Raw genomic sequence first — 22127 nt, 5'->3', positions numbered from 1 at the left:
ATAATAATCTTTTCTGGTTATTTCATGACAGAGGAGAGAATCATGACGACAGTATCTGCCTTAGGCGCGATTATTGCATTAGCGGTCGCAATCTTTTTAATTTTGAAAAAAGTATCACCGGCTTATGGTATGTTAGCCGGCGCATTAATTGGCGGGTTAATTGGTGGTGCGGATCTAACACAAACCGTCATCCTGATGATTGGTGGCGCGCAAGGGATTACTACAGCGGTAATGCGTATTCTGGCTGCCGGTGTATTGGCTGGGGTATTGATTGACTCGGGTGCGGCGAATACCATTGCTGAAAGCATCACCAATAAATTAGGGGAAACCCGTGCTTTATTGGCACTGGCATTAGCTACGCTGATTTTAACGGCTGTTGGCGTGTTTGTTGATGTGGCGGTCATTACGGTTTCGCCTATTGCATTGGCACTTGCTCGTCGTACCGATTTATCAAAACCGGCGATTTTATTGGCAATGATTGGTGGTGGAAAGGCCGGAAATATTATCTCTCCTAATCCAAATGCCATTGCTGCCGCTGATACCTTCCATTTGCCGTTAACTTCGGTCATGATGGCGGGAATTATTCCTGCTGTATTTGGTTTGATCTTAACTTATTTCCTTGCCAAACGTTTGGTGAAAAAAGGCAGTAGAGTGTCAGAACAAGAAGTGATTGTGGTGGATAAACAGGATTTACCGCACTTCGGTACAGCAATGATTGCCCCTCTTTGTGCCATTTTGTTACTTGCCTTACGTCCGTTATTTGATATTAAAGTGGATCCATTGATTGCCTTGCCGGTCGGCGGTTTGGTTGGTGCACTATGTATGGGCAAAATACGTCATGCTAATCGTTATGCCATAAGTGGGTTAGGAAAAATGGCACCGGTTGCTATCATGTTGCTTGGTACCGGGGCGTTAGCAGGTATTATTGCCAATTCAGGCTTAAAAGACGTATTAATTCAAGGCTTGGAACATTCCGGTTTACCTTCTTATATCTTAGCCCCAATTTCCGGTGCGTTAATGTCCTTAGCGACAGCCTCCACTACAGCTGGGACGGCGGTAGCATCCAATGTATTTAGCGGCACCTTATTAGAATTAGGAGTGAGCGGATTAGCCGCTGCAGCGATGATTCATGCCGGTGCCACCGTTTTTGACCATATGCCACATGGTTCTTTCTTCCATGCCACCGGTGGTAGTGTGAACATGGATATTAAAGAGCGCTTAAAGCTTATTCCTTATGAAAGTGCGGTCGGTTTAATCATGACTATTGTTTCAACCCTTATCTTCGGCGTCTTTGCCTAATATCATTACCATCAGGAGGTTAGTATGAAAATTGTAATTGCTCCCGATTCTTTTAAAGAAAGTTTAACGGCGTTGGAAGTTGCCGAAGCCATTGAAACCGGATTCAAAAAAGTTTTTCCGCAGGCGGAATATGTCAAATTACCTATGGCTGACGGCGGAGAAGGCACCGTACAATCGTTGGTAGATGCTACTGGCGGTAAATTAGTGAAATGCGATGTTGTCGCGCCGCTAGGTAACCGTGTGCAAAGTTTCTTTGGGCTTTCGGGGGATGGAAAAACCGCCATTATTGAAATGGCAGCAGCCTCCGGTTTGCATTTAGTGCCGAAGGATGAACGTAATCCATTAAATACCACCAGTTACGGCACCGGTGAATTAATTAAATGCGCATTGGAGCTTGGTGTACAACACATTATTCTTGGTATTGGCGGAAGTGCGACAAATGATGGAGGTGTTGGGATGTTACAGGCCTTAGGCGTCCGATTCCTCAATAAGCAACAACAAGACATTGGCTATGGCGGAGCTCAGTTAGCGGAAATTGAACTAATTGATACCGGTGAGCTAGATAGCCGCTTGGCTCAAGTGCATATTGAGGTAGCGTGTGATGTGAATAATCCTCTTTGTGGTGAACGGGGCGCTTCGGCGATTTTCGGCCCGCAAAAAGGTGCAACGCCGCAAATGGTGACACAACTTGATGCTGCATTAGCGCATTTTGCCGAGATAGCTCAACGGGATTGTGGCAAAAATATTAAGGAGCAGGCTGGTGCCGGTGCAGCCGGTGGTATGGGTGGCGGATTGTTATTATTGCCAAATGTGGTACTGAAAGCCGGTGTGCAAATCGTGTTGGATAATTTGCAATTGGCAGAAAGCGTGCGGGAGGCCGATTTGGTGATTACCGGCGAAGGCAGAATGGACGCGCAAAGCATTTTAGGCAAAACCCCTATTGGTGTGGCGCGTACGGCAAAACAGTTTAATAAACCGGTGATTGCCATAGTGGGTTGCCTGCGTGAGGATTATGAGGTGGTGTACGAACATGGCATTGATGCGGTGTTCCCGATTATTCGCCAGTTGGCCGACTTGTCAGAAATTCTACAACAAGGACGTGAGAATCTTACGTCAAGCGCGCAAAATATTGCCCGATTATTGGCGTTAAAAGACGCATTTTAGTGCAAAAGTGCGGTTGATTTTTGGGATGAATTTACGGCTTATCATTTGATAAGCCGTTTTCGTTATGCTGATAGCTATTCTTCTAAAATGACTTTGCCGATGTAACCAAGATTACGATGATGTTGGGCGTAGTCAATGCCATAGCCAACAACGAATTCATCAGGAATGGTGAAACCCACCCAGTCTACCGGCACATCTACTTCGCGACGTGAAGGTTTGTCCAATAATGTACAAATCGTCAGTGAGAGAGGTTCGCGTAAATTTAGAATTTCACGCACTTTTTGTAAGGTGTAACCGGTATCGATAATGTCTTCCACGATCAAAACGTGTTTGCCTTTAATGTCACCATCAAGATCTTTGCGAATACGTACATCATGACTGGTACTCATGGAGTCTCCATAACTTGATGTGGTCATGAAGTCGATTTCCACCGGCAGGTTAATTTCACGTACTAAATCCGCCATGAACATGAAGGAACCACGCAGTAAACCTACAACAACCAGTGGCGTATCAGTATTTTTATGTTGATAGAAACAGGTAATTTCTTGACCTAATTCACTAATGCGGGAGCGAACATCCTGTTCGGAAATGAGAGTTTCAACATGGTGTTTTTTCATAAAATGGTTGCCTTTAAACGATGTAACGTACGGATATTTTAGCAAAAAAAAAGACTGAAGTTTAAACTTCAGTCTTTTAAATACCCTAACGAATTTACTTTCTACTCTACCTGTTATGGAGTACTATGCAAACTTAAAAATGACTACCAATCATCTCCACTGCAATACTTAACAGATGGAGCTAATCATATCAGAGTTTTTATTGTTGTCAATAAGAATTATTATCATTTTATTAAAGATTTCTTAATTTCCGGAAATTTTCATATTTTCCAGTAGGATAGAACCGGTCTGGATATTTGACCGATGTTCAATATCATCACCTACCGCCACAATATTACGTAGCATATCCTGCAATCTTCCTGCAGTAGTGATTTCTGCCACCGGATATTGAATTTCACCATTTTCCACCCAGAATCCAGCTGCGCCGCGTGAGTAGTCGCCCGTGACCAAATTCACACCTTGCCCCATCACTTCGGTAACCAATAATCCGCGTTCCATTTGGCGTAAAAGTGCGGTCAGTTTTCCTGATGAATTGGGCTGTACCAACCAATTATGAATGCCGCCTGCGTGCCCTGTGCTTTGCATACCTAGCTTGCGACCGCTATAACTGGTGAGTAAATAGGTTTGCAAAATTCCTTGGCGAATAACCTCCAGATCCTGCGTTCTGACGCCTTCGCTATCAAATGGTGTAGAGGCCAATCGACCGATTAAATGGGGCTTTTCGTTAATATGAAACCAATCGGGCAATACTTGTTTGCCGAGGTGATCCAATAAAAAACTGGCTTTACGATACAAGCTGCCCCCACTAATCGCTGCCGCCAAATGACTGATTAATCCTGTCGCCACATCATTTAAGAAAATAACCGGCGCCTGCTGCGTGGCAATTTTTTGTGGTTGTAAACGGGCAATAGTTTTCTGTGCTGCATTTTCCCCCACCCATTGCGCACTTTCTAACGAATTGATATTACGGGAAACCGTGTATTCATAATCCCGTTCCAGTTGATTTTCATGTTCGGCAATGACCGAGCAAGACAATGAATAGTGGCTGGATAAATAGCTTTGCAACATTCCATGGCTATTGCCATACACCCGTACGCCGGTATGAGCATTGAAAGACGCCCCTTCGCTGTTGACAATACGTTTGTCGAATTCCAATGCCGCTTTTTCTGTTTCTAATGCCAATTGCGCAACGCGATCAACATCAATATCGGCGGCGTGGTATAAATCTAAATCTGGTGCATCAAACGCCATTAATTCTTTATCGGCTAAGCCTGCGCAATCATCAGGGGATGTGTATTTTGCGATCGCCAAGGCTGCTTCTACGGTATTTTTAATGGCCTCCGGGCTTAAGTCTGAGGTGGACGCGTTGCCTTTTTGTTGACCTAAATAAACCGAAATGCCTAATGCCCCATCATTATTAAATTCAACGTTTTCAATTTCTTTTAAACGGGTAGAAACCGATAATCCACCGGATTTCGTGACCCCCACTTCGGCGGCAGCGCCGGCTTTTTGTGCAATTTCAATGGCGAGACTGACTGCATCGCGTAATTGTTGTTCTTGTTGCTGTAAAAGTGCGGTCTGATTTTCAAGTGTTTTTGCTGACATAAATGGATTTCTCGTGGTTAAAAATGCCCTAATTTTAGCCTATTTTTCTTTTTAAGGCTAACCTCGACTTTTGTGCTAAAATGCCCGCATTTTTACGCAGATAGAAGATAGGAAAGATTATGGCAAAACGTAAACAAGATGATTTTGATTGGCAGGATGAAGAACAGGAAGAGATTATTTGGGTGAGCAAAAGCGAAATTAAACGCGATGCGGAAGCCTTAAAAAAAGTGGGTGAAAAATTGGTGGATTTAACTAAAACCCAGTTAGACAAAATTCCTTTGGAAGACACATTGCTAGAGGCGATTAATTTAGCGCAACGTTTGCAAAAAGAAGCCCGTCGTCGTCAGTTGCAATATATCGGTAAGTTGTTGCGCAGCATGGACGTAGAGCCGATTCAAGAGGCTTTAGATAAGCTCGAAAACAAACATCAGCAACAACAAGCCATGTTACATAAATTAGAATTATTGCGTGATGAATTGATCGAGCAGGGCGACAATGCATTAACCAAGTTCTTAACCGATTACCCGCAAGGGGATCGTCAACAGCTACGCAATCTCATTCGTGTCGCTAAGAAAGAAAAAGAGCAAGATAAACCCGCGAAAGCCTATCGAGAAATTTTTCAATATTTAAAAGATTTGATACTAGACGTGTAACATATTGATGTAAAAAAGGCGGAGTTTATACCCGCCTGTTTTTACATTTTTGGACTCGTTATTTAATTAATGAATTAAATCTCTTCGTTTTCTTCCGAAAAACGTTCAATGTGGGCTCCGAGGCCGCGTAGTTTTTCCTCAATGCGTTCATAGCCACGGTCAATATGGTAAATACGATCGACGATGGTTTCACCTGTGGCAATACAACCGGCGAGAACTAAGCTGATAGAGGCGCGTAAATCAGTTGCCATCACTTCTGCACCGGACAAGTGTTCAACGCCGTGGCAGATTGCTGTGTTACCTTCGATTTCTGCTTTACCGCCCATACGAATCAGTTCAGGAATGTGCATGAAACGGTTTTCAAAGATAGTTTCGGTGATGATACTGGTACCGTTTGCTATCATGTTTAGCAAGGTGAATTGTGCTTGCATATCTGTTGGAAAACCCGGGTAAGGTGCGGTGCGAATATTTACTGCTTTCGGACGATTACCAAGCATATCTAGCGTGACAGTATCTTCGGTCACGTCTACTTGAGCACCGGCTTCACGTAGTTTATCAATAACGGCGTCTAGGGTGCCAGCTTTAGTATTTTTGCATAGAATGCGACCACCGGAAATCGCTGCAGCAACCAAGAATGTCCCGGTTTCAATGCGATCGGGAACAATACTATGTTGGCAACCGGTTAAGCGTTCTACACCCTCGATAGTAATTGCATCAGAACCTGCACCGCTGATTTTCGCACCCATTTTATTTAAGAATTCTGCAGTATCGGCAATTTCCGGTTCGCGTGCGGCATTTTCAATTACCGTTGTGCCTTTGGCTAGGGTTGCAGCAATCATAATGGAGAGTGTAGCTCCTACGCTGACTTTCTCCATCACAATGCGAGTACCGGTTAAACAACCATTTACATGAGCTTTTACATAACCGTCTTCAAGCACAATTTGAGCGCCGAGGCGTTCTAAGCCGCTAATATGTAAATCCACAGGACGTGCGCCAATAGAACAACCTCCCGGTAGTGAGACCTGTCCTTGGTTAAAACGGGCAACTAATGGTGCGAGCGCCCAAATGGAGGCTCGCATGGTTTTAACCAGTTCGTAAGGTGCAACAAAATGATCGATTTTAGATGCATCTAAATGCACGATACCTTGTTCATTACGCTCAACGAAAACGCCTAATTGGCGTAAGATTTTTAGTGTGGTTTCAATATCTTTGAGATCGGGCACATTGGTTAATGTTACGGGTTCTGTGGCTAAAATTGCGGCGAAAAGAATTGGTAACGCGGCATTTTTAGCGCCGGAAACCTCTACTGTGCCTTTTAAACAAGACTGTCCGTAAACACGAAATTTTTGCATGGTAATTTCCTATTGGGAACTAGGCAGGATGATTAAGTAAGCGTTCACGTTTCCATTTTTCAACGGTATAAGTACGAATGGAAAGTGCATGTATTTCATTGCTTGAAATATGACTTAATAGTGGTGCATAAATCATTTGTTGTTGTTTAACCTTAGATAAACCGGCAAATTGATCGCTTACTGCAATCACGCCGTAATGTACGTCCTCACCTTGGACGTAAACTTCATCAAGGTTGAGGGCCTCTTTTAAAATGCGTTCTATTTCTTGAGTTTCCATTAACGATTTCCATTTTGTGGGATAAATTGTGCAATCCAGTCGGATAATCCAAAAAGATCAGCTAACGTTAGTAATTGTGATGGTGGGTTTTGTAAAATTTGTGTCTGCTCTTTTACTAACAGCGTTTGATTATATTGTAAAAATTCACAGAGTAATGCAAAACCGGCGGAGTCGATACGGGTTATTTGAGTTAAATCCCAAAGAATAGTTTGCCCACTCGATTGTCCTTCCAATAAAAAAGAAGCACGTTGTTGCCAAAGCGGCAACAACGTGTTATGAGATAACTCTCCTGATAATTGGAGCGTCATTTTACCATCATTTACCTGTGATTCCCAATGTAAACTTTGTATCTCTTGCATGGATTATTTGCTCAAGGTAATTGGGGTGTCAGCAGATTTTTGTAGCTGTGCAGTCAATGCGTCAAGCCCTTGTTTGCGAATAATCGGACTCCATTCTTGCTGTTTTGTATTGACCATGCTAGCACCGCCGGCAGTCATGTCATACACTTGCCATTGACCGGTTTTGCTGTTTTTATACCAATAGAAGTCCACATTTAAAGGCGGTTGATTATTTGGTTGGGCAACCTTGACGTTCACGATAGCAAGGCTAGCAGACTCCTCTTTAATTTTTCCGATTTGGATACTTTGATCACTATACATGGTTAACACTTGTGCATAAACTTGTTCGATGTATTTGTCCAATACAGCGAAGTAGCGATCCCGTTCTTCTTGTGTTACGGTTTTATAATTTTGTCCTAAGATTTTGGAGCCGGCGTATTTCACGTGAACATACGGCATTAAATCTTGGCGTACAATCGTTTTGAGATAATTCGGGTTCTGTTTGATTTTGCTTTGGCTTGATTTAATGTCACTAAACAATTTGTCGGAAACTTGTTTAGTTAAATCATATGGTGTATCCTCCGCCATGACTTGTTGCACAGCAAAAAGTGCGGTGAAAATTACTAACGTTTTTGCTAAGCAGCGTTTTACATTGAGTTTTAACATACATCCTTCTCCTGTAGGTTGTTTGAATTAGTTACTTGTGGCTGCGTCATTTTCTTCGCCTTCCGTTTTCTTATCTTTATTGCCGTATAAGAATTGGCCGATAAGATCTTCCAGCACTATCGCAGATTTTGTATCGACAATTTTGTCACCATCTTTCAACATTGCAATATCGCCATCATCAAAGCCGATGTTTAATGCAATGTATTGTTCGCCTAATAATCCTGATGTTTTAATTGATAATGAACTGGTTTCAGGAATCTTATTGTATTCTTGGTTAATCACAATAGTCACTTTCGGTAAATAGGTTTTTGGATCCAATTCAATATTAGATACTCGTCCGACGACTACGCCACCTACTTTAAGTGGAGCTCGCACTTTTAGTCCGCCGATATTATCGAAAGTTGCATAAACTTGGTAAGATTTTGTGTTACTAAAGCCTTGTACATTAGCAACTTTTAGGCCTAAAAAGACAAGAGAGGCAATGCCTAATAGCAAAAATAAACCTACCCAAAATTCATATTTAATTGTTTGTCGCATAATATTTCCTTACAAACAGAGGTTAATTAGCGCCGAACATAATAGCTGTCAGCACAAAGTCTAAACCCAATACCACTAATGATGCATGAACCACTGTTCTGGTGGTGGCTTTGCTAATACCTTCGGAGGTTGGCATGCAGTCATAACCGTTAAATAATGCAATCCATACGACGGCAATGGCAAAAAATAAACTTTTAATTGAGCCATTTAGAATATCGTGTCCCCAGGTTACTGAGTTTTGCATTACGGACCAAAAACTACCGGCATCAATACCTTTCCAATCTACACCGACTAAAGAACCACCCCAAATCCCAATTGCGATAAAAATAATGGAAAGGATCGGCATAGCGATAATACCTGCCCAAAAACGCGGTGCAATTACTCGACGCAATGGATCTACTGCCATCATTTCTAAGCTGGATAACTGTTCGGTGGCTTTCATTAAACCAATTTCGGCAGTAAGTGCGGAGCCTGCTCGACCAGCAAATAAAAGTGCGGTCACAACAGGGCCTAATTCTCGCAGTAGGGATAAGGCAACTAATTGGCCTAAGCTGGTTTCTGCGGAGAAATCAACTAGTACCACATAGCCTTGCAAACCAAGCACCATACCAATAAATAAACCGGAGAGCATGATGATTAATAGCGACTGCACGCCGAGTACGTGTAATTGTTTAATAAAGAGAGGGAAATGCTTACTTACTTGCGGTTTACCGACTAACGCGCCAAATAATAAAAAACCGGCACGACCCAGTGCTCGACCGAAATTAATGGCATTGCGTCCGAGGGCTGAAATGAAATTGACTAACATTTAAACAACTCCTCAAGATAATTTTGTACCGGATAATGGAAATGTACCGGGCCGTCGGCTTGTCCCTGTAAAAACTGAGTGACTTGCGGATCTTGGCTTGCTAAAAGCTGCTCCGAGGTGCCTTCGGCGATGACGTGTTTATCCGCGATAATATAAGCATAATCTGCAATACTTAACACTTCTTGCACATCATGTGAAACCACGATAGAAGTGAGATTCAATGCTTCGTTTAAGCGTTTGATTAGGCTGAGAATGACGCCCATACTAATAGGATCTTGACCAGCGAAAGGTTCATCGAACATCATTAAATCAGGGTCTAGGGCAATCGCGCGGGCCAGTGCTGCACGCCGCGCCATCCCGCCGGAAAGTTCGGAGGGCATTAAGTCTGCTGCACCACGTAAACCAACGGCCTCTAGTTTCATTAATACGATTTTGCGGATTAATGACGGCGGCAAATTAGTGTGCTCTCGGATGGCAAATGCTACGTTATCGAAGGTAGAAATATCCGTAAATAATGCACCGGATTGGAATAACATTCCCATGCGTTTGCGTACTTCATAAAGTTCGCGATTCGATAGTTTGCAAATGTCTTGCCCATCGAGAAGAATTTCGCCCTCAGTCGGCATAAGTTGTCCACCAATAAGTTTTAAGAGCGTGGTTTTACCAATTCCGGAGGGTCCCATAATGGCGGTGATTTTGCCTTTTGGAACGCGCAGGTTGAGATCGTTATAAATAATTCGATCACCACGCTTAAATGTCAGGTGTTTAACTTCAATTAAAGATTCGTTCATAAAATCTAATCTAGGCAAAGAGTTAGGTGCCTTTTGAGTTAATAAAAATAAGCTGTGATATTCTATTAATTTACAATGAATGTCAAATAGAATGTTCGCCTTGGACTGCTTTTCATTGCAAATGTTCCCACAATAAATCCTCGGAAAACTCACCGCACTTTTAAGCGTTTTTAACAAAATTGTGCTATGATTGCGCCCTATTATTAATTGAGGTGACTTAATATAGGCTTATGAATATTCGTTGGACTGTTATTTTATCGGTAATTGCGCTGGGTTTATTGGCTTGGTTTTATAGTTTGAATCAAGAAGATGAAGGCTTGAATGGGTTAATTAAAAAAGCGGATAGTCCAGAATATATTGGGCAAAAAATGAATACCACTGTGTATTCTCCCACTGGTAAAAAGCAATATTTAGCTACTTCCGAAAAAGTGGAGCATTATACTTCCGACGGGCATACCGACTTCCAAAAGCCCAAAGTGCGGTTGTTAGATCTTGAAATTCAAAATTCTGGTTCGACAGATAAAGAAAGTTGGGAATTAAGCGCTGATAAAGCAAAACTAACTAAAGATAATATGTTGTATTTAGACGGTAATGTGGTGGCACAAAGTCTCTCTCCGTTATCCCGTTTGCAACGTATTGAGACCGAAAGTGCGGTGGTGAATTTAACAACACAAGATATTCGTTCGGACAAAATGGTGAAGCTAAATGGGCAGAATTTTAGTTCGACAGGTTTAAAATTAACGGGTAATTTGCAACAGCAAGTAGCTAATTTAAAAGAACAGGTGAAAACGCATTATGAAATCAGTAAGCAGTAAAATTCTTCTTGTTTCTGCAGTAACTTTTATGTCCCTATCTGCATTGGCGTTGAAAGACGATACCAATCAACCTATTAACATCGTGTCCGACAATCAATCTTTGGATATGAGCAACCGCGTGGTGACGTTTACCGATAACGTAGTGATTACACAAGGTTCCATCGTGGTAAAAGCGAATAAAGTTATCATCACCCGCCCAGAGGAGAACTCGAAGAAAAAAGATACTGTTGAGGCCTTTGGTAATCCGGTAACTTTCCATCAAATGATGGATGACGGCAAACCGGTGGATGGCAAAGCCAATAAAGTATTTTACGATTTGGGCACGGAGTTTTTAACCTTAACCGGCAATGCGGAATTAAAGCAATTAGATAGCAAAATCAATGGTAATGTCATTACTTATGATGTGAAGAAACAACAGTTGAAAGCAAATGGCTCTTCCGGCTCCCGCGTGAAAACCGTATTAATTCCAAGTCAATTAAATGATGCCAAAGGCAAGAAATAGGGTGAAAAATGGCGATTCTGTATGCTGAAAATTTAGCGAAAAGCTATAAAAAACGCCAAGTGGTTTCTGATGTTAGTTTAACCGTAAATTCCGGTGAAATTGTCGGTTTGCTTGGGCCTAATGGGGCCGGAAAAACGACGACTTTCTATATGGTCGTTGGCTTGGTGAATCATGATCAAGGCAAAATTCGAATTGACGATGAGGACATTAGTTTGTTGCCAATGCATAATCGAGCACAAAAAGGCGTGGGCTATTTGCCACAAGAGGCGTCTATTTTTCGTCGCTTAAGCGTGTATGAAAATTTAATGGCTGTATTAGAAATACGGAAAGATTTGACCGCACTTCAACGTCGCGAGCGTGCAGATGAGTTGATTGATGAGTTCAATATTGGTCATATTCGAGACAATTTGGGCCAATCATTATCCGGTGGTGAACGTCGTCGTGTGGAAATCGCTCGTGCATTGGCTGCGAATCCGAAGTTTATTTTATTGGACGAACCTTTTGCTGGCGTCGACCCTATTTCGGTGATTGATATTAAGAAAATTATCAAAGACTTGCGCGATCGTGGTTTGGGTGTGCTGATCACCGATCACAATGTGCGGGAGACGCTGGATGTATGTGAACGCGCTTATATTGTGAGTTCCGGTAAAATGATTGCCACAGGAACGCCAACCGAAATTATGAATAACAAATTGGTAAAAGACGTATATTTAGGTGCCGATTTCCAACTGTAGCTTATGAAATTTACCGAATTATTAACACCTCAGACCATTCGCCAGGGAATGATTTCTTCTAGCAAAAAACGCGTGTTTGAATCTATTGCGCGTATTGTGGAAGAACAACTGCAAATGGAAAATGGGGAACAATGCTGTTTTGATTGTTTATTTAACCGTGAAAAATTAGGCAACTCCGGTTTAGGCGGTGGCGTAGCGATGCCAAAAGATCGCTTGCCACAAGGTACAAAATCCGTTGGTGTATTTATTCAATTGGAAACTCCCATTGATTACGATGCTGCTGATAAACGGGATGTTGATTTGATTTTTGCAGTATTGATTCCTGAAAATATGTGTGGCGACTATGTGCGCTGTCTTCCGACATTAGCTGAACATTTAACGGATAAATCATTGTGTAAGCAATTGCGTGCTGCCAAAAGTGCGGATGAAATTTGGCAAATTTTTTTGCATTATGATCAATGCGAGGTTGTGCAGGTAGAACCGGCAGAGACAGAGACGTCAATATCAATGCAGGGCGGTTCGGAAGAATAAGTTGAATAATTGAGAAACATTATGGAAATTATCATCATTAGTGGTCGTTCGGGCGGAGGTAAATCCGTAGCGTTAAGAGCGTTAGAAGATATGGGTTATTATTGCGTAGATAATTTGCCATTGGATTTACTACCGAAACTGATTGAAATTCTGTCTGTTAACCAGTCGGCCGTGGCGATTAGTTTGGATATTCGCAATTTACCCACTTCTCCACAAGTATTGGAAAATACTATTAACGATATTCAGCAACAGCACAATGTCAAAATTATTTTCTTAGATGCCAATAACAGCACCTTAGTTCGCCGCTACAGTGATTCCCGTCGCTTGCATCCGCTTTCCACCAAAGATCTTTCTCTTGAATCCGCCATTGAAGAAGAAACAAAGCATCTTGAACCTTTGATTCAACAAGCCAATTTGATTATTGATACGGGCTCTTTATCTACCCATGAATTAGCGGAACATTTGCGCGAGTTTTTGCGTGGCCACTCTGACACTGAGTTGAAGATTGTGGTGGAGTCTTTCGGTTTTAAATATGGTATTCCGCTTGATGCGGACTATGTGTTTGATGTTCGCTTCTTACCGAATCCGCATTGGAACCACGCTTTGCGTCCTATGACAGGCTTAGATGAACCGGTCGCAGAATTTTTAAATAAACATAATGACGTACATCAGTTTATTTATTTAACCCGTTCTTATATTGAAACTTGGTTGCCTTTGCTAGAACAAAACAATCGTAGCTATTTAACGATTGCTATTGGGTGTACCGGTGGCAAGCATCGCTCAGTTTATATTGCCGAACAGTTGGGAAGATATTTCCAAGATAAAGGCAAAAACGTTAAAATTTTACACCGCTCTTTAGAAAAACATAAAAAATAATCTTTTATGTTTTCTCTAATCGACTGATTTGGCTGATAATTTCCCCGTCGGCCAATCGGGTTCTGATTTGCTCACCAACATTCACTTCTTTGATCGAACGAATCGTCAAATTTTGTTGGTTTTGTGTAATAGAGTAGCCACGTGCTAAAACTTTTAACGGGCTTAAACTATCCAACTTACCACACAGATGTGCTAACTGTTTTTGTTGAAGACCTAGGGTTAAATTCATTTGGGAATTTAACCGCACTTTTAGCTGAGAGAGTTGTTGTTCGTGTTGTTGTATACGTAATGGTAGCGGGTTTTTATACAACCGCGTCGAAAGTGTGGTCAGATTTTCCGATGTTTTTTGGCAATGATGACGTAAGCTTTGTTGCAATCGATGGCTTAACTGTGTGATTAGCTGTTGCTGAATGCGGAGTTGTGCCTGAGGATGTTGATTTTGCAAGCGCAAAGACAGATGCCGTAGTATCTGTTGTTTCTCCACAAATAGACGATCCAACGCAATTTCGATACGTTGTCGGTGATATTGAAGCTGTTGCAGTAATTCCGTTTGATTCCGACGAACCAATTCTGCCGCGGCAGAGGGGGTTGGAGCACGTAAATCGGCAACAAAATCCGCAATGGTGACATCGGTTTCATGCCCTACGGCGCTAATCACCGGAAGATTAGAATGAAAAATAGCACGAGCCACAATTTCTTCATTGAAACACCATAAATCTTCCAATGAACCTCCGCCACGGCCAACGATCAGTACATCTACTTCTTGGCGCCGATTGGCCAATTCGATCATCTGCGCGATTTCGACCGCCGCATCTTTGCCTTGTACGGCCGTTGGATAAATAACAATCTGAAGACTCGGATCACGACGTTGCAAAATATGTAAAATATCCTGCAATGCCGCCCCGGTTTTTGACGTGATAATACCTACCGCTTTACTAAAGTGCGGTAGGTTTTTTTTGAGATGTTGTGCAAATAACCCTTCTGTCGCCAGCTTCAATTTTAATGCTTCAAATTGCTGCATTAATAAACCTTCACCGGCCAAGTGCATGCTTTCAATAATCAGTTGATAATCACCGCGAGGCTCATACAACGTTACATTGGCATGCACCAACACTTGCATTCCGTTGGTCGGACGAAATCCCACACGCATATTTTTCATACGAAACATGGCGCAACGCACTTGGGCGTTTTCGTCTTTTAGACTTAAATACCAGTGACCGGAAACCGGTTGGCTAAAGTTGGAAATTTCACCGGTCAGCCAAACAGGCCCCAGTTGATTTTCCAACATTAATCGCACGGATTGATTGAGTTGGCTGACAGAATAAATATTACCAGTCGACTTCATTCACCTTCTCGTGTAACAACACCAAAGCATCATCCAGCCAGTTGCAAATGCTATCGATTAAAATATCCAAAGCGGCTTGTTTATCTTCGGCATTTTCAATTAAACGGGTTAAAAACGCATAATCAACCGCTTCGCCATCGGCTAATTGTTTTAAGATTTCCACTTCGGTATCAGTGAGTTCGTCCATCCATTCGCCGTTAGCATAAACGCGCAATGGGCTTTCGGTGTAAAGCAGTTTGCAGTTATTATCTTGAACCAATGTTGCACCGCTTTCGAAAGCATCAAGAACATCACTAGGATCTGCCATTTCCGGCATTTCCCAAAGGTCGTAACGTCTGCGACTGACTGTGGTTGCAACGGTTTGTTGGAATAACTGATCAAATTGCTCAGACTCAGACAGCTGCTGTAAGAACTGCTGTTTTAGCTGTTGAACCATTTGCGGATCCAGTTTACCGGTTTTCTGTACGTTTGGATTTAAGCGGAACGGAATCGCTAATTCGTTAGTTTCTAAATTTGGATGACGCAAATTTTCGCTAAGATTTTCAATTAAATCTGTCGCATTTGGATAACGTAAACCGAAGGAGAACGTTAAACTGTCACCTTGTGCAACACCATAGTGCGATAAGCGGGATGGTACATACAGCACATCACCCGGTGCCAATACTTCATCAAAAATCAACTCACCCATGTCATCAAAAATACGAATTGGTTGATTCGGCTTGAATTCGGTTGACGGATCACACCATTTACCCAACTGCCAACGACGATGACCATATGCTTGCACCAAAAATACATCATATTCATCATAATGCTTGCCGACTGAGCCGCCATCCGGCGCCATGGAAACCATGATGTCATCACGTTGCCATTGCGGGATGAAACCAAATTTGTTCCATAAACTGCCCAATGTCGGTGACCACTGTTCCAAATTTTGGATCAGAATAGACCATCTATCAGGTAAATTTTCAAAGTCATCTAAGTCAAACGGGCTGGTAAATAACTCCCAGTTGTCTTCAGAATGTTGCTTTATTAGACGCGCGGTAACATCTTCTGACTGCGCTAAATTCATAATTTCCGATGCATCAAGCTCATCGATAATTTCAGGTAGGCCGTTACGAATGAGTAATGGTTTTTTTTGCCAGTAATCACGTAAAAAGATTTCCGGCGTTATTTCGGGAGGTAAACAATAGTTACTCATGTATATTCCTTAGTTATATATGAATCAGTGTATCTGGAAAGATTTTTTATATAACAGACAAGTTTCTTTAATTAATTTCAGAAAATAAACTTTGCTCCAGAAAGATTTCACTAATCAACAATGGTACTTGCTGAATGAAAATCAAAGAGCGACGGGCATAATATTGAGTTTGGTAATCAAATGCCCACTGAATTTTTTGCCGTTGAAGCGCTTGAGTAAAAAGCCATTCACCAATAGGTTTCGTGCCTAATTGTAACAAATTTTGATGAGATTTCAGCAGTTCATATGAAATTAATGTGCGTGCAGCAACCCACTGACTGTTATCACCATATAACAAGACTTCTCGACACCAGTAGGGCTTATTCGGCAAAAGTGCGGTCTCATTTTCAAATATTTTTTCTATCCATTTCTCAGACTGCACTTTAACATCAAACTGTTGGCAGACTTGCTTTAATCTTGCTGTTAACGAGCCTTTTTCAAATAACCAACTTTGAACGGTTAATGGAATCTGCATGGTCTGCAAAACCTGTTCTTCATGCCATTGTAAACGGGGAAAAATGGAATTAGGCATTGCTATAAATCTCTCGATTATTCAGCCAGCGACGAATGAGCAATTCTGCCTGCTGTGGATATTTTTGTACGAGTTGTTTGGCATAAAACTGCACGGTCGGTAACATTTTACGATCTCGCATTAAATTTGCTACTTTAAATTCGGTAATGCCTGTTTGTTTAGTGCCAAGCACTTCGCCCGGTCCTCGAATTTCTAAATCTTTTTCCGAAATGACAAAGCCATCTTGCGTGTCCCGCATTACCTGCAGGCGTTTCTGCGAAATTTTACCTAATGGCGGTTTATACATTAGTACGCAAAAAGAAGCTGTGGTGCCACGCCCAACCCGACCGCGTAATTGGTGAAGTTGCGATAACCCTAGGCGTTCGGCATTTTCAATAATCATTAAACTGGCATTTGGCACATCGACGCCCACTTCAATCACTGTCGTCGCGACCAGTAAATCCAAATTAGCATCCTTAAACTCTTGCATAATTTCTCGTTTTTCAGCAGGCTTCATTCGCCCGTGTACCAGACCGATACGTAAGTGCGGTAGGATTTTACGAAGATCTTCAGCAACCGCTTCGGCGGCTTGCGCTTCCAATACTTCTGACTCATCAATCAAGGTACAGACCCAATAAGCCTGCCGCTTTTCTTCTGTACAAGCCTGGTTAACCCGCTCAATAATGTCGGCACGACGATCTTCAGAGATAGCAATTGTTGTTATTGGCGTACGTCCGGGCGGTAGCTCGTCAATAATTGAGGTGTCCAAATCGGCATATACAGTCATGGCCAATGTGCGTGGAATCGGCGTGGCGGTCATAATAAGCTGATGAGGATAAACGCCTGCTTGGTTGCCTTTTTCACGCAACATTAAACGTTGGTGTACGCCAAAACGATGTTGTTCATCCACAATGACCAAACTCAGATTATGAAATGCAACTTCGTCTTGAAATAGGGCGTGCGTCCCGACCACCATTTGTACATGGCTGTTTTTAATCCGTTCTAATTCAGCAGTGCGTTGTTTACCTTTGACTTTGCCGGCCAGCCAACCGACATCAATGCCAAGCGGCTCAAACCAACGGCGGAAATTTGTGGCATGCTGTTCGGCTAAAATTTCTGTTGGAGCCATTAACGCCACTTGTTTACCATTATCAATTGCCGTCAACGCCGCTAATGCGGCGACCAATGTTTTACCGGAGCCTACATCGCCCTGCACCAAGCGCATCATAGGATAATTTTGCTGCAAATCCTGTTCAATATCTTGGGTAACGCGCAATTGTGCATGGGTCGGTGTGAAAGGTAATTGTGCTAAAAAGCGTTGTTTTAAATCCGATTGCGCACGTAATGGTTCTGCAAAATTCTCCTGAATTCCTGACCGCACTTTTTGCATAGCTAAATTATACGCCAGCAATTCCTCAAAAATGAGGCGCTGTTGGGCTGGGTGCTTCCCCTCTTCTAACGTCTCCAACGAAACATCCGGTGGCGGATTGTGTAAAAACTGAATTGCTGACTTGAGATCAAAAGGGTGTGGGTTAAACTCCGTTGGCAATAATTCCGCTAATGGTGTTTTTTCCAACACCTGTAGAGCCTGAGCGATGAGTTTACGCAAAGAAGTTTGCTTTAAACCTTCGGTTGTAGGATAAATCGGCGTTAACGTTTCCGACAAAACCAAAGGTTTATTGTCATGAATAATTTGATATTCAGGATGGTGCATTTCTGCCATAAAACGCCCACGACGCACCTCACCAAAGGCTTTTACCCTTGCCCCCGGTTGTAAACTGTTTTTCATCCCGGCGTTAAAATTAAAAAAACGTAACGCGAGTTTTGCTGAGCCGTCAGACAGGTATGTCATTAACATTGGACGGCGTCCAAATTGCACTTCCGTGCTTTGCACTACACCTTCTATAGTGGCATATTGTTCAGGTCGGAGATCAATGATGGGGGTGATGCGGGTACGATCTTCATAACGCAGAGGAAGATGAAATAGAAGATCTTGCAGATTTAAAATGCCCACTTTGCCTAGTTTTTCTGCAATTACAGCCCCAACACCGGAGATGGCAGTGAGTGGAATGGCATCTAATAATTGGGCGTGCATTATTGATTGATGTTACGTTCAATGTGAATCAATTCAGGCATCTGTTTGATTTTACGGATGATATTTGCCAAGTGTTTAATATCTTTTACCGTTAATAACACGATAATTTGATATAAACGGCCTTCCTGTTCTTCCGTCCAAATGCTTTGAATATTGCTGTCCATGGAAGAAATGGTGGACATCAAATGTGGCAAAGTACCTTGTTGGTTAATCATTTCAATACGCAATTCGGTCTCAAATTCAATTTGCGTATCGCTTTTTTCCCAATCCACAGACATATAATGTTTAGGATCATCTTTGCGGTTTTTCAAATTAGAACACAATTCGTGGTGAATGACCAAGCCTTTGCCCGGGCTGGCATATGCAATAATCGGATCGCCCGGCACAGGATGACAACATTGCGCAAAGGTGGTTAATAAACCGCCATTACCTTTAATTTCTAATGGAGTTGCATTGTTATCCGGATTACCATCAGTGTCGATTTCGATAGATTCTCCCAACAAACGATGTGCAATTACCGTACTCATTTGATTGCCCAAACCGATTTCCATAAATAAATCATTAAGGCTAGCTAATTTGAGATCGGTTAATACATTTTGAGTGAATTCTAGATTAAGTTCTTCCAGTTTTAGCGGGCTTAAAGCATGCGCTAATTGGCGTCTGCCCGACTCAATAGCTTCATCGCGGCGTAAATCTTTTAATGCATGGCGGATACTGGAACGGGCTTTTGCGGTAACTACAAAATTTAACCAAGCCACATTCGGACGCGCATTGGGTGAGGTTAAAATATCAATTGTCTGTCCGGATTCTAAAGCTTGGGATAATGGGTATGGTTTGCGATCGACATTAGCCGCCACACAATTTTTACCCACGTCGGTATGTACTGCATATGCAAAATCTACCGGAGTAGCCCCTTTCGGTAATTCCACAATACGACCTTTTGGCGTAAACACGTAAATTTCTTTCGGGAAAAATTCGGATTTCACGCTTTCGATAAATTCGAAAGAATTACCCGCACTTTGTTGCAGTTCTACCAAACTTTGTAGCCAACGTTGAGCGCGAATTTGCGCCGGCGTACTATCATTTTTCCCGCCTTGTTTATATGCCCAATGTGCGGCTACGCCCATTTCCGCCATTTGATCCATTTCTTCTGTGCGAATTTGCACTTCAACAGGCACACCATGCGGGCCGATCATAGAGGTATGTAAGGATTGATAGCCATTAGCTTTCGGCACCGCAATATAATCCTTAACCCGCCCCGGACGTGGTTTATAAAGGCTGTGCATTTGTCCTAAAACGCGATAGCAAGTATCCACATTATTCACAACAGTACGGAACGCGTAAATGTCCATAATAGAATGAAATTGTTGATCTTTTAAGCGCATTTTTTGATAAATGGCATAGAGATGCTTCTCACGCCCAAAGACTCGCGCTTGAATGCCCACATCTTCTAATCGCCCTTTAATTTCTGCAGAAATACGTTCAATCATGTCTTTACGATTGCCACGTGCGATTTGCACGACTTTTTGCAGCACAGCATAACGTTGGGGATGCATCGCCTCAAAGCCCAAATCCTCAAGCTCATTTTTGATATGTTCAATGCCTAAACGATGAGCAAGTGGGGCGTAAATTTCGAGGGTTTCTTTGGCAATTCGACGACGTTTATCAGGACGTAATGCGCTTAAGGTACGCATATTATGGGTTCGGTCGGCAAGTTTTATCAGCACGACGCGAATATCCTTGGTCATTGACAAGATCATCTTACGGAAATTGGCGACCTCAGCTTCTTGACGGGTACGAAATTTGAGCTTATCTAATTTAGAAACGCCTTCAACGATTTCAGCGACACTAGCACCGAATTCGCCTTTCAGTTGTTCTTCTGTATAAGGCGTGTCTTCAATTACATCATGTAATAAAGCCGCCATTACTGCCTCATGATCCAAACGCATCCCGGCAATAATGGACGCTACGGCGACAGGGTGGGTGATATAAGGTTCGCCACTAGAGCGAGACTGTCCTTCGTGTGCATCGCGGGCAATCACAAATGCACGTTTAACTAATTCAACTTGTTCAGGCGGTAAGTATTCCTGAATAATATGATTTAAGCCTTCGAATAGATACAAAACACACCCAACTGACTAAAAACGTTGTAAATATTAACCGCACTTTACTCGGACAACAAAGAAACGGCGCTCACTTCAACACGCTCATGCGCCAAATGTTCTTGGCGTTCTTGCGCATCTAAAATTTCATTGTTAATTAAACCTTTCTCAATTTCACGCAACGCGATAACAGTTGGCTTATCGTTATCTTCCGGCACCAACGGTTCGCGGGTATGTAACTGCAATTGTCTTGCACGACGAGCCGCAGTTAAAATTAAATCAAAACGGTTACCAATTTTTTCTACTGCATCTTGCACGGTTACACGAGCCATAAATTACTCCAGTTTGCTAAATCTAATGAATCTAAAAGGGCAGTATGATACTAAAACTACCCTTAATTTGCCAGTAATTGTTCAATTAAGCCTTTATTTTCTTGTTGTTGGTGACTTAGTGTTAAACGTTCGGCACGCAAAATTGCTTGCAAATCAAAGAGTGCCTGTTCGAAATCATCATTCACAATCACATAATCGTACTCATCATAATGGGAAATTTCGCTCATGGCTTTTTCCATGCGGTCGGCAATCACTTCTGCGGAGTCTTGTCCGCGTCCGATTAAGCGCTTTTCCAACTCACTTAATGACGGCGGCAGAATAAAAATGCTTTTTACGCCCGCTACCTTTTTACGAATTTGTTGTGCGCCTTGCCAGTCAATATCTAAAAACACATCAATACCTTTGGCTAAATTTTCCTCAATAGCAAACAAAGAAGTGCCGTAATAATTGCCACCAAACACTTTGGCATATTCTAAAAACGCATGTCGTGCGATGAGGTCTTCAAATTCGCTATGGGACACAAAATAATAATGTACACCTTCTTGTTCACCAGGGCGGGGCGGTCTGGTCGTATGAGATACGGAAACCATCATTTTATGGCTGTTGGCTCTTTTTAATAATGCGCTAATTAATGAAGATTTGCCGGCCCCACTTGGCGCGGAAATGATGTATAAATTGCCTTGTAACATAATGATTCTCTCGTTAATGATTTTCGCTATTATGCCCCTAAGTTAATAAAAAATCAGCAAAAGTGCGGTCATTTTTTACAGAATTTTTTTATTCGGTGAACTATCATGTTTTTTTGTTCATCCCCAAAAGAGATACATTCTCAAATTCAAGAAAGCATGTTATAATCCCCCTCGAAATTGGTAGATGGAAATCAAACATCCACTTCTATTTATTTAACCTTTTCGTTTAACTTAAAAATATAAGGTGAAAT

At 42.2% G+C, this 22127-nt stretch carries 24 protein-coding genes; 8 read left to right on the top strand and 16 right to left on the bottom strand.

The window, feature by feature from the left end; genetic code table 11:
* The first annotated feature begins 42 nt into the window (after positions 1-42).
* A complete protein-coding gene (locus EL144_RS10865; protein ID WP_005704593.1) occupies positions 43-1299 on the top strand; it encodes a GntP family permease in 1257 nt (418 codons plus the stop codon).
* A gap of 24 nt (positions 1300-1323) precedes the next feature.
* Positions 1324-2463 (top strand): glycerate kinase, encoded by a 1140-nt coding sequence (locus tag EL144_RS10860; protein ID WP_005704594.1) that lies wholly within the window; start codon positions 1324-1326, stop codon positions 2461-2463.
* A 74-nt stretch (positions 2464-2537) separates the two neighbouring features.
* Here the strand turns inward: EL144_RS10860 and hpt are convergent, their stop codons facing one another.
* Positions 2538-3080: a hypoxanthine phosphoribosyltransferase gene (gene hpt, locus EL144_RS10855; protein ID WP_005704595.1), complete on the bottom strand. Its 543-nt coding sequence runs from the start codon at positions 3078-3080 to the stop codon at positions 2538-2540.
* A gap of 243 nt (positions 3081-3323) precedes the next feature.
* Positions 3324-4685, bottom strand: a complete 1362-nt coding sequence (gene pmbA / locus EL144_RS10850) for a metalloprotease PmbA (protein WP_005704596.1) — start codon at positions 4683-4685, stop codon at positions 3324-3326.
* A gap of 119 nt (positions 4686-4804) precedes the next feature.
* Between pmbA and yjgA the strand changes: the two genes are divergently transcribed.
* Positions 4805-5338, top strand: a complete 534-nt coding sequence (yjgA, locus tag EL144_RS10845) for a ribosome biogenesis factor YjgA (RefSeq protein ID WP_005704598.1) — start codon at positions 4805-4807, stop codon at positions 5336-5338.
* 74 nt (positions 5339-5412) lie between these two features.
* Here yjgA and murA read toward each other — a convergent pair whose 3' ends face one another.
* Genes murA through mlaF form a run of 7 tightly spaced genes read right to left on the bottom strand, consistent with a single transcriptional unit; the run spans position 5413 to position 10107 of the window.
* Entirely contained in the window at positions 5413-6690 is a 1278-nt protein-coding gene (gene murA / locus EL144_RS10840; RefSeq protein ID WP_005704600.1) for a UDP-N-acetylglucosamine 1-carboxyvinyltransferase, read from the bottom strand.
* 19 nt (positions 6691-6709) lie between these two features.
* Positions 6710-6967 carry a BolA family protein gene (locus tag EL144_RS10835; protein WP_005701240.1) on the bottom strand — a complete coding sequence of 86 codons (258 nt, stop codon included), beginning with the start codon at positions 6965-6967 and terminating at the stop codon, positions 6710-6712.
* A complete protein-coding gene (locus EL144_RS10830) occupies positions 6967-7326 on the bottom strand; it encodes an STAS domain-containing protein (RefSeq protein WP_005704602.1) in 360 nt (119 codons plus the stop codon). Before EL144_RS10830 ends, EL144_RS10835 begins: the two co-directional genes overlap by 1 nt.
* A 3-nt stretch (positions 7327-7329) precedes the next feature.
* Positions 7330-7971, bottom strand: coding sequence for a phospholipid-binding protein MlaC (mlaC, locus tag EL144_RS10825; RefSeq protein WP_005704604.1), 642 nt, complete (start codon positions 7969-7971; stop codon positions 7330-7332).
* A gap of 27 nt (positions 7972-7998) precedes the next feature.
* On the bottom strand, positions 7999-8508 hold the full coding sequence (gene mlaD / locus EL144_RS10820; RefSeq protein ID WP_005704605.1) for an outer membrane lipid asymmetry maintenance protein MlaD: 510 nt from the start codon (positions 8506-8508) through the stop codon (positions 7999-8001).
* Between the two features lie 22 nt (positions 8509-8530).
* Positions 8531-9316 carry a lipid asymmetry maintenance ABC transporter permease subunit MlaE gene (mlaE, locus tag EL144_RS10815; protein ID WP_005704606.1) on the bottom strand — a complete coding sequence of 262 codons (786 nt, stop codon included), beginning with the start codon at positions 9314-9316 and terminating at the stop codon, positions 8531-8533.
* Positions 9310-10107, bottom strand: coding sequence for a phospholipid ABC transporter ATP-binding protein MlaF (gene mlaF / locus EL144_RS10810; RefSeq protein ID WP_032995332.1), 798 nt, complete (start codon positions 10105-10107; stop codon positions 9310-9312). Before mlaF ends, mlaE begins: the two co-directional genes overlap by 7 nt.
* 230 nt (positions 10108-10337) lie before the next feature.
* Between mlaF and lptC the strand changes: the two genes are divergently transcribed.
* Genes lptC through rapZ form a run of 5 tightly spaced genes read left to right on the top strand, consistent with a single transcriptional unit; the run spans position 10338 to position 13565 of the window.
* The gene (lptC, locus tag EL144_RS10805) at positions 10338-10922 is read left to right on the top strand and encodes an LPS export ABC transporter periplasmic protein LptC (RefSeq protein WP_005704608.1); all 585 of its coding nucleotides are present in this window, start codon (positions 10338-10340) and stop codon (positions 10920-10922) included.
* Positions 10903-11424 carry a lipopolysaccharide transport periplasmic protein LptA gene (gene lptA / locus EL144_RS10800; protein ID WP_005701233.1) on the top strand — a complete coding sequence of 174 codons (522 nt, stop codon included), beginning with the start codon at positions 10903-10905 and terminating at the stop codon, positions 11422-11424. Before lptC ends, lptA begins: the two co-directional genes overlap by 20 nt.
* 8 nt (positions 11425-11432) lie before the next feature.
* Positions 11433-12158, top strand: a complete 726-nt coding sequence (gene lptB / locus EL144_RS10795; protein ID WP_005701231.1) for an LPS export ABC transporter ATP-binding protein — start codon at positions 11433-11435, stop codon at positions 12156-12158.
* 3 nt (positions 12159-12161) lie between these two features.
* Positions 12162-12689, top strand: coding sequence for a PTS IIA-like nitrogen regulatory protein PtsN (ptsN, locus tag EL144_RS10790; protein ID WP_005704610.1), 528 nt, complete (start codon positions 12162-12164; stop codon positions 12687-12689).
* 21 nt (positions 12690-12710) lie between these two features.
* Entirely contained in the window at positions 12711-13565 is an 855-nt protein-coding gene (gene rapZ / locus EL144_RS10785; protein ID WP_005704611.1) for an RNase adapter RapZ, read from the top strand.
* 4 nt (positions 13566-13569) lie between these two features.
* Here rapZ and xseA read toward each other — a convergent pair whose 3' ends face one another.
* The 7 genes from xseA to gmk form a co-directional block, all read right to left on the bottom strand.
* Positions 13570-14910 (bottom strand): exodeoxyribonuclease VII large subunit, encoded by a 1341-nt coding sequence (xseA, locus tag EL144_RS10780; RefSeq protein WP_005704612.1) that lies wholly within the window; start codon positions 14908-14910, stop codon positions 13570-13572.
* Positions 14894-16108, bottom strand: a complete 1215-nt coding sequence (locus tag EL144_RS10775) for a ribosomal protein uL16 3-hydroxylase (protein ID WP_005704613.1) — start codon at positions 16106-16108, stop codon at positions 14894-14896. Before EL144_RS10775 ends, xseA begins: the two co-directional genes overlap by 17 nt.
* A 67-nt stretch (positions 16109-16175) precedes the next feature.
* A complete protein-coding gene (locus tag EL144_RS10770; protein WP_005704614.1) occupies positions 16176-16679 on the bottom strand; it encodes a chorismate--pyruvate lyase family protein in 504 nt (167 codons plus the stop codon).
* On the bottom strand, positions 16672-18753 hold the full coding sequence (gene recG / locus EL144_RS10765; RefSeq protein WP_065336544.1) for an ATP-dependent DNA helicase RecG: 2082 nt from the start codon (positions 18751-18753) through the stop codon (positions 16672-16674). Before recG ends, EL144_RS10770 begins: the two co-directional genes overlap by 8 nt.
* Entirely contained in the window at positions 18753-20876 is a 2124-nt protein-coding gene (gene spoT, locus EL144_RS10760) for a bifunctional GTP diphosphokinase/guanosine-3',5'-bis pyrophosphate 3'-pyrophosphohydrolase (protein WP_005704618.1), read from the bottom strand. The genes recG and spoT overlap by 1 nt, the downstream gene beginning before the upstream one ends.
* 44 nt (positions 20877-20920) lie before the next feature.
* A complete protein-coding gene (gene rpoZ, locus EL144_RS10755) occupies positions 20921-21187 on the bottom strand; it encodes a DNA-directed RNA polymerase subunit omega (protein ID WP_005701221.1) in 267 nt (88 codons plus the stop codon).
* A gap of 62 nt (positions 21188-21249) precedes the next feature.
* Positions 21250-21876, bottom strand: a complete 627-nt coding sequence (gene gmk, locus EL144_RS10750) for a guanylate kinase (RefSeq protein ID WP_005704619.1) — start codon at positions 21874-21876, stop codon at positions 21250-21252.
* Positions 21877-22127: the final 251 nt, after the last annotated feature.

This window comes from Aggregatibacter aphrophilus ATCC 33389 (genome assembly GCF_900636915.1).
In the GTDB taxonomy this organism is placed as follows: Bacteria; Pseudomonadota; Gammaproteobacteria; order Enterobacterales; family Pasteurellaceae; genus Aggregatibacter; species Aggregatibacter aphrophilus.
The sequence above is the reverse complement of the archived record's forward strand: the minus strand, read 5'-3'. Positions and strand labels throughout refer to the sequence as shown.